The sequence below is a fragment of the Kosakonia sp. SMBL-WEM22 genome, from assembly GCF_014490785.1.
Taxonomy (GTDB): Bacteria; Pseudomonadota; Gammaproteobacteria; order Enterobacterales; family Enterobacteriaceae; genus Kosakonia.
In genome coordinates this window covers 2,125,856-2,139,912 of record NZ_CP051488.1, presented here as the reverse complement: position 1 = coordinate 2,139,912, position 14,057 = coordinate 2,125,856, and the positions used below count along the sequence as shown (strand labels likewise).

At 58.6% G+C, this 14,057-nt stretch carries 12 protein-coding genes; 3 read left to right on the top strand and 9 right to left on the bottom strand.

The window, feature by feature from the left end; all coding sequences use genetic code 11:
• Nucleotides 1-207 precede the first annotated feature (207 nt).
• The 6 genes from spy to HF650_RS10130 form a co-directional block, all read right to left on the bottom strand.
• Nucleotides 208-690: an ATP-independent periplasmic protein-refolding chaperone Spy gene (gene spy, locus HF650_RS10155; protein WP_187802252.1), complete on the bottom strand. Its 483-nt coding sequence runs from the start codon at nucleotides 688-690 to the stop codon at nucleotides 208-210.
• Nucleotides 691-999: 309 nt separating this feature from the next.
• On the bottom strand, nucleotides 1,000-1,965 hold the full coding sequence (astE, locus tag HF650_RS10150; protein WP_187802251.1) for a succinylglutamate desuccinylase: 966 nt from the start codon (nucleotides 1,963-1,965) through the stop codon (nucleotides 1,000-1,002).
• 11 nt (nucleotides 1,966-1,976) lie between these two features.
• Entirely contained in the window at nucleotides 1,977-3,302 is a 1,326-nt protein-coding gene (gene astB / locus HF650_RS10145; RefSeq protein ID WP_187802250.1) for an N-succinylarginine dihydrolase, read from the bottom strand.
• Nucleotides 3,299-4,777, bottom strand: coding sequence for a succinylglutamate-semialdehyde dehydrogenase (gene astD, locus HF650_RS10140; protein WP_187802249.1), 1,479 nt, complete (start codon nucleotides 4,775-4,777; stop codon nucleotides 3,299-3,301). Before astD ends, astB begins: the two co-directional genes overlap by 4 nt.
• Nucleotides 4,774-5,823 (bottom strand): arginine N-succinyltransferase, encoded by a 1,050-nt coding sequence (gene astA, locus HF650_RS10135; protein WP_187802248.1) that lies wholly within the window; start codon nucleotides 5,821-5,823, stop codon nucleotides 4,774-4,776. The genes astD and astA overlap by 4 nt, the downstream gene beginning before the upstream one ends.
• Nucleotides 5,820-7,040: an aspartate aminotransferase family protein gene (locus tag HF650_RS10130; RefSeq protein ID WP_187802247.1), complete on the bottom strand. Its 1,221-nt coding sequence runs from the start codon at nucleotides 7,038-7,040 to the stop codon at nucleotides 5,820-5,822. Before HF650_RS10130 ends, astA begins: the two co-directional genes overlap by 4 nt.
• A 433-nt stretch (nucleotides 7,041-7,473) precedes the next feature.
• Between HF650_RS10130 and xthA the strand changes: the two genes are divergently transcribed.
• Nucleotides 7,474-8,280: an exodeoxyribonuclease III gene (xthA, locus tag HF650_RS10125; RefSeq protein WP_187802246.1), complete on the top strand. Its 807-nt coding sequence runs from the start codon at nucleotides 7,474-7,476 to the stop codon at nucleotides 8,278-8,280.
• The gene (locus tag HF650_RS10120; protein ID WP_187802245.1) at nucleotides 8,280-8,699 is read left to right on the top strand and encodes a pyrimidine (deoxy)nucleoside triphosphate diphosphatase; all 420 of its coding nucleotides are present in this window, start codon (nucleotides 8,280-8,282) and stop codon (nucleotides 8,697-8,699) included. The genes xthA and HF650_RS10120 overlap by 1 nt, the downstream gene beginning before the upstream one ends.
• Here HF650_RS10120 and HF650_RS10115 read toward each other — a convergent pair.
• Entirely contained in the window at nucleotides 8,665-8,952 is a 288-nt protein-coding gene (locus tag HF650_RS10115) for a DUF1496 domain-containing protein (protein WP_042713116.1), read from the bottom strand. The genes HF650_RS10120 and HF650_RS10115 overlap by 35 nt on opposite strands.
• Before the next feature lie 236 nt (nucleotides 8,953-9,188).
• Here HF650_RS10115 and gdhA point away from each other — a divergent pair, with 236 nt between their 5' ends.
• Nucleotides 9,189-10,532 (top strand): NADP-specific glutamate dehydrogenase, encoded by a 1,344-nt coding sequence (gene gdhA / locus HF650_RS10110; RefSeq protein WP_187802244.1) that lies wholly within the window; start codon nucleotides 9,189-9,191, stop codon nucleotides 10,530-10,532.
• Between the two features lie 421 nt (nucleotides 10,533-10,953).
• Here gdhA and HF650_RS10105 read toward each other — a convergent pair whose 3' ends face one another.
• Nucleotides 10,954-12,891 carry a DNA topoisomerase III gene (locus HF650_RS10105; protein ID WP_187802243.1) on the bottom strand — a complete coding sequence of 646 codons (1,938 nt, stop codon included), beginning with the start codon at nucleotides 12,889-12,891 and terminating at the stop codon, nucleotides 10,954-10,956.
• 4 nt (nucleotides 12,892-12,895) lie between these two features.
• Nucleotides 12,896-13,939, bottom strand: coding sequence for a selenide, water dikinase SelD (gene selD, locus HF650_RS10100; RefSeq protein ID WP_187802242.1), 1,044 nt, complete (start codon nucleotides 13,937-13,939; stop codon nucleotides 12,896-12,898).
• Nucleotides 13,940-14,057: the final 118 nt, after the last annotated feature.

Sequence of the window (14,057 nt, the reverse complement as noted above, 5' to 3'; positions counted from 1 at the left end):
TGGCAGCGATGCCTTAGGCTACGACGTAACCAGAGATGTAAAAAAGTATAAACTTCAGATAAGTAGCAACTTCGGGCACACAGGAACAACGAGGATACCGCGCCGGTGGCGGCTGACAAGAGGCAGGCGAGAAAAAACCGCCGGTTCTGCCCATCATGTGCTACTGGCGATGGGCAAAACCGGCGGTCTTAAGAAGGGTCGACTAAATTATTCAGCCGGTGCAGGAGGCATTTTATCGCCTGCGGCAGGACGTTCTGTCAGACGCTTCTCAAAATTAGCATTGAACTGTTTTTTCTGTTCCGGCGTCAGAATGTTGTAAATCTTGTTCTGGGTTTCCATATGTCTGAGCATGTCGGCTTTGCGCTGCTCATCCATCTTATTGATTTGCGCCTCGGCTTTGGTTTTATCGAAGCTGTCGCTGGCGACGATCTCATGCATCGCGCGCAGCTCTTCTACTGGCGGACGTTTCATCTCTTCACGCTGGCTCTTCATGATGTCGCGGATCTGCGCTTTCTGCGCATCGGTAAGATTCAGGCCCTGGAACATCATCTCATGCGGCCCTTTTCCTTTGTGATGATGCATCATCGGTTTGGCATCAGCCGGTGCAGCCGGCGCATCATCAGCGTGCGCAAGGCTTGCAGCACCAAAGGCCAGGGTAGAGGCAACAAACAGGGCAGTCAATTTACGCATAATATCTTCCTTACTTCAGTTTTATATACGGCGGTTGCCGTGTTGACGCTAATCACTTTAGCGCTTCAAGCGTCAATTAATCAGAGCGATGGTAAAACAGTGAAAGTATAAAAGTGAGGATTTAATCAAATATGAAGGAAATAAGGATAAACGGTGAAGAGTGGAAAAATAAATAGACAAGCCGCTGAAATGTAAGTTTTTTATGGAGACAGGTAAAAACTGAGTATGCTATTTTTTTCAGCACTCAACAAGATAATTCCGTAATAGATTTAAAGAGTAAAAATAAGCCCTGCATTTGCAGGGCTTACGTTACGCTATTTTTTCCAGCATCAATCCGGCGCGTAATCCAATCTCGACATTGGGGTTGGGAAACAGCACATACTCCTGCGGGTGCGTCACTACATAGCGCTCGCCGCGATCCTCTGCCAGCAGCGTACCTTCACTGAACGGGGTAAAGTTCAGCGTCTCATTGTCCATATAGAGGGTAAACGCCTCGCTGCGCCGGGTGAGTTGCTGCACCACCCGGTAACGCAGCGGAGCAAGCTCAGTCTCAGGTGCGGGCTCGCCGGCAAGCAGCGCCGCCAAAGCCCAGGCGGTGCGCTGAAACTGGCTTAAGTCGTTGGCACCAAACGGCAGCGCTTTACCCAGCTCCAGCGTGCAGGCGAGCGCATCGAAGCTTTCACAACTGAAGTGGGTAAAGGTTCCGCCTGGCGCCTGGTGGAACACCAGCGCTTCAAGCCCGGCTGCGCCGAGCCACGTGAGGAAAGACTCATCCCACAGCGTGGCGCGCTGCGGCAGAACGCCAAAGCGCACATGGTGCGAGCCGCGAATGGCCGTATGCAGATCGAGATGCCAGCGCGTCTCGTTACCCTCAGAGAAAAAGTGCGTCACTGCCCGCTCAAGCTGCGCCGCGCGGATGGTTTCATCACTCGGCGGAAGCTGCTGCCAGCGCCCGCCGAACATGCGGTTGAGATCGCTTTTGATATAGCGCTTACCCTGCGCCAACGCCTGCGGATTGCCGAGAATAATCAGCAGTCGCCAGCTCAACGGCTGCTCTCCGGAAAAGAGGTTGTGCAGCAGTTGATCGATAAGCTCTACCGGTGCCGTCTCATTGCCGTGAATGGCGCAGGAGATCACCAGCGAACGTCCTGTCGCCTGCGGCGGTACCAGCTCAAGTATCCCCTGCTCATGCCACAACCAGTGAATGCCGCCCGCTTCGCCGGACATCTTGCGTGGAATATCGCCGGCAATGGTTGCTGCCAGAAAGTTCTCCATACCGCCTCCGCTTAACGCTGAAAAGGATAAACCGACCCGAGATCCAACAGTTGCGTGAGGCGATCCAGTGCTTCACGCCCTTCGCGCAGCAGCTGCGGATCGGCTAAATCGGCCTGCGTGAGACGGTCGCGATAGTATTTGTCCACCCACGCATTGAGCGCGGCAAACAGCGTATCGTTCATCATCACCGCCGGGTTTACTGCCCGCTGCTCCGTCTCGCTCAACACCACCCGCAAACGCAGGCAGGCTGGCCCGCCACCGTTTGCCATACTTTCGCGCAGATCGAAGACCTTAAGAGCGCTGATCGGGTTATCCTGCGCCAGCAGGTCATTGAGATAACGCCAGACGCCTGCATGTTCCTGCGACTCCTGCGGCAGGACCAGGGTCATGCGGCCATCGTCATGGCTCAGTAATTGACTATTAAACAGATAAGTCGCCACTGCGTCTGTGACCGATACCGCCTGTTGCGGCACTTCGATCGCCATAAAGCCCGGCACTTTTGCCGCAAGCTCTGCCAGCAGCTGAGACTGCCCGGCAAACGCCTGCTCGTGGCAGAAGAGCAACTGGCGGTTGGAGACCGCAATCACATCATTATGAAATACACCCAGATCGATCACCGCCGGGTTTTGCTGAGCATAGACCACCTGATGTGCGCGCACCCGGTTTGTGCGGGCAACCGCCTGGCTCGCCTCCAGCGTCTGGCGCGCCGGATAACGCCCGGGAGCCAGTTGGTTGCCCTCTTCACGGCCATAAACAAAGAGCTGTACGCCCGCATCGCCATACTCGCCGCCGAAGCGGTTATGGTTAGCGGCCCCCTCATCGCCAAAACGCGCCACCTGCGGCAGCGCACCATGCACGCTGAAGGTCTGCGGATCGCGGAAAATCGCCCGCAGCAGCGCTTCGGTGGTTGGCGCTTCGATTGAGCGGTGGAACTTGTTATTGAGGTTCGCCACCGTCAGGTGAACTTTGCCATCCTCGGCATCCGCCGACGGGCAGACGGTGGCAGCATTGGCTACCCACATCGCCGAGGCGGAGCTGGCAGCAGAGAGCAGCTCCGGTGCCTGCGTCGCGGCTTTTTCAACGACTTGTTCATCGCTGCCGCGAAAGCCTAACTGGCGTAACGCAGCAACATTCGGACGCTCGTGAGGCGGGATGACCGCCTGCGGAAATCCGGCGTCCGCCAGCGCTTTCATCTTCAGAAGCCCCTGTTTCGCCGCCAGCTTCGGGTTGGAGCGCTGAAAACGGTGTTTAGTCGAGGCTTCATTACCGAAGGATAAACCCGCGTAGTGGTGCGTCAGCCCAACCAGGCCATCAAAGTTCACTTCACGCGCGCTCATGGCTGCTCCTCACGCAAATGGCCAAGCCCCGGGCTGAGGCTCTGCGGCAGGGTCAGATCCGCCGTCTCAAGACTCGCCATCGGCCAGGCGCAGTAATCCGCCGCATACCAGGCGCTGGCGCGATGGTTGCCGGAGGCGCCTACGCCGCCAAACGGCGCGGTGCTCGCCGCACCGGTTAGCGGCTTGTTCCAGTTAACGATCCCGGCGCGCGCCTCCAGCAGCAGGCGTTCGAACTTCTCCCGCTGCGGTGAAATCAGACCGCAGGCGAGGCCATAGCGGGTGTTGTTAGCAAGCGTAATCGCATCGTCGAAGTTGTCATAGCGCCAGACGCAGAGCAGCGGGCCAAACACCTCTTCATCCGGCACGTTGCCGACTGCGGTCATCTCAATAATGCCCGGCGTTAGCAGAGAGGTGCCCGCCGCCAGCAGGCGCGGAGCCAGTAACGTTTTGCCACCGCGAGCTTCATGCTCCTGCCAGGCGTGATAGACCTGCTCTGCCGCCTGGGGTGAGATCAGCCCGCCGAAAAAGGGCTGCGGCTCCGCGTCCCAGGCAGCCGGTATCAGCTTGCTGGCAACCTCCACCAGCCTTTTCAGGAAGGCATCGCCCGCCGTCGAGCGTTTCACCAGCAGCCGCCGCGCGCAGGTGCAGCGCTGGCCGGCGGTGATAAAGGCGGACTGGATCGCCAGATGCACTGACGCATCAATATCGTCCGGATCTTCAACAATCAGCGGGTTATTGCCGCCCATCTCCAGCGCGAGGATCTTCTCGGGCTGGCCCGCCAGCTGGCGATGCAGCTGATAACCGGTATTGGCACTGCCGGTAAAAAGCAGCCCATCCAGCCCTGGCAGCGCGCTCAGCGCCTGACCGGTTTCGCGCCCGCCCTGCAATAAGTTGAGCACACCAGCGGGTAAGCCAGCCTGCTGCCACAGTTTCACCACCGCTTCACCGATCCACGGCGTCAGCTCGCTCGGTTTAAACAGCAGCGTATTGCCCGCCAGCAGAGCCGGGATGATATGCCCGTTCGGCAGGTGGCCGGGGAAGTTGTAAGGGCCAAACACTGCCAGCACGCCGTGCGGGCGATGACGCAGGGTAGCCGCGCCGTCTGCCATCTCCGTCTGCTGTTCGCCGGTGCGCGAGTGGTATGACTTCACCGAGATCGCCGCTTTATTGATCATGGCGGTAATTTCGGTCGCCGCTTCCCAGCGCGGTTTGCCGGTTTCGCGGGCAATGATCGTTGTCAGCTCCTCTTTATTGCTCTCCAGCAGCGCGGCAAATTTCTCCACGATCGCCTGGCGGGCACTGAAGGGCTGGCGCGCCCAGGCGGGAAAAGCCACGCGCGCGGCCTGGTAAGCCGCCTCAACCTGGGCGCTATCCGCATCAAAACCCTGCCACAGCACCTCATGGTTCACCGGGTTGGTTTTCTCCCGCCGTGCGCCCTGGCCCTTTATCCACTCACCGTCGATCCATAAACTCATTGTGCTCTCTCCTCACCACTCTTCTCTTCCGCACACAGGCGCACTAACCGGACGCTATCGCCGGGCTGACACTTCAGCGCATCCAGTTCGCCCGCCGACAGCAGCAGCCGTTCGGTCTGCGGGTCGACGTTGATCAGCATGGCGCGAAAATCGTCATAGCGCTCATTCGACACCATGCAGGCTGGCCACTCGCCCGGCGCGCGCTGCCCTTCGCCAATCGCCACCAGCCGGCTTTTGCGGATCGCACGCACGCGATCGATATCGCACTCCAGCGTCGGCCCGCCATCAAAGATGTCGACATAGTTGCGGTAGCGGAACCCCTCTTTCTCCAGCACCGCGCGCGCAGGCGCGGTCTGCGGATGGACGTGACCAATCACCGACTGCGCCTCTTCCGAGAGGAAGTGGGTATAGATGGGGTGTTTCGGCATCAGCTCGGCAATAAAGGCTTTCTGCCCGGTGCCACACAGGTAATCCGCGCGGCTGAATTCCATCGAGAAGAAGCGTTTGCCGAGGCTCTCCCAGAAGGGGGAGTAACCATGCTCATCAATCACCCCGCGCATCTCGGCGACCACTTTCTCATTGAAGCGATCGCGAAACGCCGCCATAAACATAAAGCGCGATTTCGACAGCAGGTAGCCGTTGCCCGCTTTGCGCCAGGCGGGATCGAGAAACAGCGTGCAGAGTTCACTGCTGCCGGTGTGATCGTTACTGAGAAACAGCGTCGGCAGCGCGTTGTAGACATTCAGCTCTTTCGAAGCGTGCACCTGAGTGCCGACGCGGTAGTTGTACCACGGGTCATTTAGCCCGACGGCGACCTCAATGGCGCAGATGCCGCCCACTTCGCCGCTCTGGGTATCTTCCAGCACAAAAACATAGCCCTGCTCCCCCTTCGGCAGCGTGCCTTGCCAGGTCTGGCGGGCGCGCTCAATACGCGCCGCCAGGGTTGCCTCATCGGCGGGCAGCGAGGTTAAACCGCCACCGGTTTTGCCGGCGAGTTTCATCAGGGCTGGGAGATCGCTTGCCGCGACCGGACGAATCACCATCATGTTGTGCTCTCCGAGAGGAATTTTTCACAGGCGCGGGCAAAGCGCTCAAGACCGATGCGCACCTCCTCTTCACTGATGTTCAGCGCCGGGGCGAAGCGCAGCACGTTGCCACCGGCGATCAGCACCATCACCCCTTCCGCTGCCGCCAGCTGGGAGATCTGCTTCGCTTTACCGCTAAAGGCGGGTACCAGCTGGCAGCCGATTAACAGCCCAAGGCCGCGAATATCGCTAAACAGCAGATGGCGGGCGTTGATGGCGGTAAGCTGCTCGGTGAACCACTCATGGCGCTGTTTGACGCCGTTGAGCATTTGTGGGGTGTTGACGGTATCAAGCAGCGCGCCTGCCACTGCGCCCGCCAGCGGGTTACCGCCATAGGTGGTGCCGTGGGTGCCGACATTCATTACCTTGCCAAAGGTCTCAGTGGTGAGCATCGCGCCAATCGGAAAGCCGCCGCCCAGCGCTTTTGCGGTGGTTAACACATCCGGCGTCACGCCATAGTGCATGTAGGCATAGAGTTCGCCGGTGCGGCCAACGCCGGTCTGTACCTCATCAAAAATCAGCAGCGCATTGTGGCGGGAGCAGATCTCGCGCAGCCCCTGTAAAAAAGCTGGATCGGCCGGTACTACGCCGCCCTCGCCCTGCATCGGCTCAACAATCACCGCGCAGGTATCGTCGTTAATCAGGGCGCTGGCAGAGGCGAGATCGTTAAAAGTAGCATGCTGGATCTGCGGCGGCAGCGGCGCGAAATCCTGCGAATAGGCGGGCTGACCACCGGCGCTGACGGTAAAGAGCGTGCGGCCATGGAAGGCATTTTTGAAGGCGACAATGCCGCTCTTCTGCGCGCCGAATGTGTCGTGGGCATATTTACGCGCCAGCTTCAGCGCCGCTTCGTTGGCTTCCGCCCCGGAGTTACAAAAGAAGACGCGATCGGCGAAGGTGGCATCAATCAGCCGTTTTGCCAGCCGCAGCGCCGGCTCGTTGGTGTAGCCATTGCCGGTATGCCAGAACTTCGCCGCCTGCTCGCTTAATGCGTTGCACAGCACCGGGTTAGCGTGGCCCAGGGCGTTAACTGCAATGCCGCCGGCGAAGTCGATGTACTCCGTGCCCTGCTGATCCCACAGGCGTGAGCCTTCGCCGCGAACCGGTATAAACGGCGCAGGCGCGTAGACCGGCAGCATCCATTGATCGAAATTTTCACGCGTAACAGACAGAGACATAGCGACCTCACCGGTAAATAAATAGTTGAAAAAATGTTAATAAAAATGACGTTTTCGCCCTTAATGTAGATTGCACGCTTCGTGCCAGCCAGAGGCAAAAATGCATAAACGGCGTGCATCAACGTTATTTCAATAACTTACAACCAGCCGCTATGCACATATCATGCATAAAAAGTGAATAATTTTAGATATTGCGGCGAACCAGGGCGGGATTTAGCGATAGTTTATGCATTTATGAAATTTAATTCTGGAACTGTGATCGTCCACGAAATTAATTCTGACAACATGCCCCATTTTGGCGCATCGCGCCCTGAAAAGAGGCAGCTGGCCTGATTTTTGCGCAGACGCGATGAGCTTCGGAATAAGTGGCAGTGATTGAAAGTAAACTCTGATAACATTCCTGCATCTTTCACCCCATTAAGTGGCTGCGACTATGAAATTTGTCTCGTTCAATATCAACGGCCTGCGCGCCAGACCCCACCAGCTTCAGGCAATCGTCGAACAACACCAGCCCGATGTGATTGGTCTGCAGGAGACGAAAGTGCATGACGATATGTTCCCCCTCGAAGAGGTGGCGCGTCTCGGTTACAACGTCTTTTATCACGGGCAGAAGGGTCACTACGGCGTGGCGCTGCTGACCAAAGAGACGCCTGTACTGGTGCGTCGCGGCTTTCCGGAAGATGGCGAAGAGGCACAGCGTCGTATCATCATGGCGGAGATCCCCTCCCCGCTTGGCAACATCACGGTAATTAACGGCTACTTCCCGCAGGGCGAAAGCCGCGACCATCCGATCAAGTTCCCGGCAAAAGAGAAGTTCTACCAGGATCTGCAACACTTCCTCGAGAATGAGCTGAAGCGCGAGAACCCGGTGCTGATCATGGGTGATATGAATATCAGCCCGACGGATCTCGATATCGGTATCGGGGAAGAGAACCGCAAGCGCTGGCTGCGTACCGGTAAATGCTCCTTCCTGCCGGAAGAGCGTGAGTGGATGGAACGTCTGAAAAACTGGGGGCTGGTGGATACCTACCGCGCCGCCAACCCGGAGACCACGGATCGCTTCTCGTGGTTTGATTACCGCTCCAGAGGCTTTGATGACAACCGCGGGCTGCGTATCGATCTGCTGATGGCAAGCCAGCCGCTGGCGGAGCGCTGCATCGAGACCGGTATCGATTACGACATCCGCGGTATGGAAAAACCCTCTGACCATGCGCCGGTCTGGGCGACGTTTAAACTCTGATGACGCAGACGCCAAAAAGCATCGACGTGGTCGCCGCCATTATTGAGCGCGACGGCCATATTCTGCTCGCCCGGCGTCCGCCGCACGCGGATCAACCCGGTCTATGGGAATTCGCGGGCGGCAAGGTGGAAGCGGGCGAAACGCAGCCGCAGGCGCTAGTGCGCGAGCTGCGTGAAGAGTTGGGTATCGAAGCGGTGCCGGCCTGTTTTGTTGCCAGCCATCAGCGCGAAGTCTCAGAGCGGCTGATTACGCTTCACGCCTGGCACGTGTGCACCTTTGCAGGCGAGCCAACGCGCCATTATCACAGCGAGCTTGCGTGGGTGACACCCGCCGATGCGGGCAACTATGCGCTGGCTCCGGCGGATCTCCCCCTGCTGGAGGCGTTTAAGGTTTTACGCGACGCCACACCAGCGGATTAGTGGAAATCGTGCGTTCATCGCGCTGGCACTGCAGCAGCACCCCTTCCATTTTGATCACCGACCCTTCGCTGTAATTTTGATTGCCGTAGACGCAGCACTGCATGCAAGGCTGCGTCGTTTGCGTCTGCCCGCCGCTGCTGAACACTTCGGCCGGCACATTCACTTCCACACCCGGCGACGGGTAGCGATCCGCCAGCGCGCTGCCCGATGCGATCAGCAACAGCGCGGCGGCAACGCCTGTAAATCGGCTCATAGCCTCTCCTTTCTGATTGACTGCACTAATTACTATAACGGATCTATTTTCCGGGACTTTAGTTTCCCGCTTCATCGTTTTTTATTATGACCGTAAACAGGTTCTTAATTTCTCTGATGAGGGCGATTTTCCCTTGCGGCGTGACATATCGCCGATGTTATAGTCGAAAAGCGCCCGTTTTTTGCGCATTGCAAACACAATGACACTCATCAACATAATAAGAGACGCTTATATCTATGGATCAGACCCCCTCCCTTGCAACATTCCTCGACACCGTTCATCAGCGTGACCCGCACCAGCCGGAGTTCTCCCAGGCCGTTCGCGAAGTGATGAGCACCCTCTGGCCCTTTCTCGAAGCCAACCCGCGCTACCGTCAGCTCTCACTGCTTGAACGCCTTGTTGAGCCAGAGCGCGTGATTCAGTTCCGCGTCGCCTGGGTAGACGATCGCAACCAGGTGCAGGTTAACCGCGCGTGGCGTGTGCAGTTCAGCTCTGCCATCGGCCCCTATAAAGGCGGCATGCGTTTTCACCCTTCGGTGAACTTATCGATTCTTAAGTTCCTCGGCTTCGAACAGACTTTCAAAAATGCTCTTACCACGCTCCCGATGGGCGGCGGTAAAGGGGGCAGCGATTTCAATCCTAAAGGTAAAAGCGATGGCGAAGTGATGCGCTTCTGCCAGGCGCTAATCACCGAGCTTTATCGCCACCTTGGCGCGGATACCGATGTGCCTGCGGGCGATATCGGCGTCGGCGGGCGCGAAGTGGGCTTTATGGCCGGGATGATGAAAAAGCTCTCTAATAACACCGCCTGCGTCTTTACCGGAAAAGGGCTCTCGTTTGGCGGCAGCCTGATCCGCCCGGAAGCGACCGGTTATGGCCTGGTCTACTTCACCGAGGCGATGCTCAAGCGCCACGGCCTTGGCTTTGAAGGGATGCGCGTGGCGGTTTCCGGCTCCGGCAATGTTGCGCAGTATGCGATTGAAAAAGCGATGTCCCTCGGCGCGCGTGTGATCACCGCCTCTGACTCGGCGGGAACGGTGGTGGATGAAGCGGGCTTCACGGCGGAAAAACTGGCGCGCCTGTGCGAGATCAAGGCGAGCCGCGACGGTCGGGTAGCCGATTACGCGCGGGAGTTTGGCCTGACCTATCTGGAAGGGAAACAGCCATGGTCGGTGCCGGTCGATATTGCGCTGCCCTGCGCCACGCAGAATGAGCTTGACGTTGAGGCCGCGCAGACGCTTATCGCCAACGGCGTCAAAGCGGTGGCCGAAGGGGCCAATATGCCAACCACCATCGAAGCGACGGACCTCTTCCTCGACGCGGGCGTGCTCTTTGCCCCCGGCAAAGCGGCGAATGCCGGTGGTGTCGCCACCTCTGGGCTTGAAATGGCGCAGAACGCGGGCCGCATAAGCTGGAAAGCTGAAGAGGTGGATGCCCGCTTGCAGCATATCATGCTGGATATTCACCAGGCCTGCGTGGAGTACGGCGGCGAAGAGAAGCAGACCCATTACGTGCGCGGCGCGAACATCGCGGGCTTTGTCAAAGTCGCCGACGCGATGATCGCCCAGGGGGTGATTTAACAGCAGCACACTGCCGGATGGCGGCGTAAACGCCTTATCCGGCCTACAGATGGGCACACTTTTGTAGGCCTGATATGCGCAGCGCCCTCGGGCAGGTTTTCAGGCATAGCGCTGATTGCCGGATGGCGGCATAAACGCCTTATCCGGCCTACAGATGGGCACACTTTTGTAGGCCTGATATGCGCAGCGCCCTCGGGCAGGTTTTCAGGCACAGCGCTGATTGCCGGATGGCGGCATAAATGCCTTATCCGGCCTACAGATGGGCACACTTTTGTAGGCCTGATAAGCGTAGCGCCATCGGGCAGGTTTTCAGGCACAGCGCTGATTGCCGGATGGCGGCGTAAACGCCTTATCCGGCCTACAGATGGGCACATTTTTGTAGGCCCGATAAGCGCAGCGCCATCGGGCATTGTTAACCGAATTACGAGGCGGGTGCTTCCGCTGCGGGCGGGCGTTTCTTACTGCGTCCTTTGGCGAAGGATTTTTTCTTATCGCTGCCCGGAGCCACCAGCCCGCGGAACTGCCGCACCGGGGTGCTGCGCGCCTGGTGGATCAACTCATGCAGCGTGCCAACCAGCGGCTGCATAAAGTCCTGGTAGCGACACTCTTTTTCGCTGATCTGCGTCAGTACCGACTCCCAGTGCGCGGTCATATCCGGTCGCGCCGCCATCGCTGGTAAGGAGTGGATCAACGCCCGGCCTGCGTCGGAGGAGTGAATATAGCGCCCCTTCTTCACCAGAAAGCCGCGCTTAAACAGCAGTTCGATAATGCCCGCGCGCGTCGCTTCCGTGCCTAATCCATCGGTGGCGCGCAGGATCTTTTTCAGATCCTTATCCTGCACAAAGCGCGCAATGCCGGTCATCGCGGAGAGCAGCGTCGCATCCGTGAAGTGGCGCGGCGGCTGCGTCTGGCGCGCCACCACTTCGCCCTTTTCACACAACAGCTCATCGCCTTTTGCTACTACCGGCAGCGGCGTGCCGTCATCATCTTCATCGCGCTCTTTCGCGCCGAGCAACGTACGCCAACCCGCTTCCGCAAGGAAACGCGCTTTGGCGATAAACTTGCCGTTGGCGATATCCAGATCGATCTGACATTTGCGGAACACCGCATCCGGGCAGAACTGCATCAGATATTGCCGCGCAATCAGGTTGTAGACTTTGGCCTCGTTATCACTGAGGCTCACCTTCGAGCTGCGCGCGGTCGGAATGATGGCGTGGTGAGCATCCACCTTTTTGTCATCCCAGCAGCGGTTGCGCGTATCGGGGTTAACCACCGGCTGCGGCAGCAGATCGGCAGCGTGCACGCCAATCGCGTTCATTACCGCATGGCGACCAGCAAAATGCTCCTCCGGCAAATAGCGGCTGTCAGAGCGCGGATAGGTAATCAGTTTGTGGGTTTCATACAGCTTCTGGCAGATATCGAGTACGTTCTGCGCGCTCAGGCCAAAACGCTTCGCCGCCTCAATCTGTAGGGATGAAAGGGAGAACGGCAGCGGTGCCAGTTCTGATTCCCGTTTATCGTTATAGGCAGTAACCATCGCCGGCTGACCGCTGATGCGATTAACCACGTGCTCTGCGAGCGCGCGATGGAGCAAACGCCCCTCTTCATCCTGGTAAGGCTCACAGGCATCGCTTGGCTGCCAGAGGGCGGTAAACCGCTCCCCGGCGGGCGTCACAATATGCGCTTTCACTTCAAAGAAATCTTTCGAGACGAAGTTCTCAATCTCTTCATCGCGTCGCACCACCAGCCCCAGCACCGGAGTCTGGACGCGCCCAACGGAGAGCACGCCCTGATACCCGGCGTTGCGGCCTAAAAGCGTATAGGCGCGGGTCATATTAATGCCGTACAGCCAGTCAGCGCGGGCGCGGGCCAGCGCTGATACGCAGAGCGGAATAAACTCGCTGTTGGCGCGCAGCCGCCCAATCGCTCTCTCCACCGCCTGCGGGTTGAGATCGTTAATCAGGCAGCGCTGCACATGCTGGCGCTTTTCCGCGGGCAGTTGCAGGTAGTCAATCACCTCATCCACCAGCAGTTGCCCTTCGCGATCCGGGTCACCGGCATGCACCACTTCGTCGGCATCGGCAAGCAGACGCTTAATAACGTTGATCTGCTTGAGCACCGACGGCCGCGGCTGCAGCTGCCACTTCTCCGGCACAATGGGCAAATCCGCCAGGTTCCAGCGAGCATAGCGGCTGTCATAGGCATCCGGCTGCGCCTGCTCCAGCAGGTGACCGATACACCAGGTCACCACCTGGCCATTACCGCACTCAATGTAGCCGTCGCCTTTGCGATGCGGCTTGGGCAACACATCGGCAATGGCGCGCGCCAGACTGGGCTTTTCGGCAATAAATAACCGCATCGACTTATCGGATCTCAATCATCGGGCGACCGCCGCGGGCGGTGACCAGTTCGCCAATGGCGCTCAGTTCAATGCCATACTCCGCCGCCGTGGCTTTTACCTGCGCTTCGGCATCCGGCGTCACTGCCAGCAGCAGGCCGCCGGAGGTTTGCGGATCGCACAGCAGATTACGCACCGCGTCAGGCATCTCGCCCATCAGGTGCCCGTAGCTGGTAAAGTTACGCTGCGTCCCCCCCGGCACCGCACCCTGGGCAATGTACTCCTCGACGCCAGGCAGCTTCGGCACATCGGCATAGGTGAGCTGCGCCTGCACCCCCGCGCCCTGGCACATCTCGCTCAGGTGACCGAGCAGACCAAAGCCGGTGACGTCGGTCATCGCTTTGACTCCTTCAATATCGGCAAACGCTGCACCGGCGAGGTTCATCCGGCACATCACCTCCGTCGCCAGCCCGACATGCTCGGGTTTGAGCAGGGATCTCTTCTCAGCGGTAGTGAGCACGCCAATGCCCAGCGGTTTGGTGAGGAAGAGTTTGCAGCCCGCCTGCGCGGTGCTGTTCTTCTTCACGCGCTCGGTCGGCACCACGCCGGTGACGGCGAGGCCAAAAATCGGCTCCGGGGCGTCAATCGAGTGGCCACCGGCCAGCGCAATGCCCGCCTGCTGGCAGGCAAAGCGCCCGCCTTCGATCACCTCGCGGGCAACCTCCGGCGGCAGCTTATCAAGCGGCCAGCCGAGGATAGCGATCGCCATAATCGGCTTACCGCCCATCGCGAAGATGTCGCTGATGGCGTTTGTCGCAGCGATGCGGCCAAAATCGAAGGGGTTATCGACAATTGGCATGAAAAAGTCAGTGGTGCTGATCACGCAGGTGCCATTGCCAAGATCGTAAACCGCGGCGTCGTCACGCGTCTCGTTGCCGACCAGAAGGTTAGGATCGAGGAACTTCGCCTGCTCGCTGTGCAGAATGGTATCCAGCACTTTGGGGGAAATTTTACATCCGCAACCGGCTCCGTGGCTGTATTGCGTTAAACGAATAGCTTGCTCGCTCATGGACATCTCCTGTCATTGCAATGGGGCTATGGTAGCGCCCAAACCGTAAGGTGGTAAGTGTGACAATCCGATTTCGCACACCGTTGCTCATTAAGCGAGCGAAAGAGAGATAATCCCT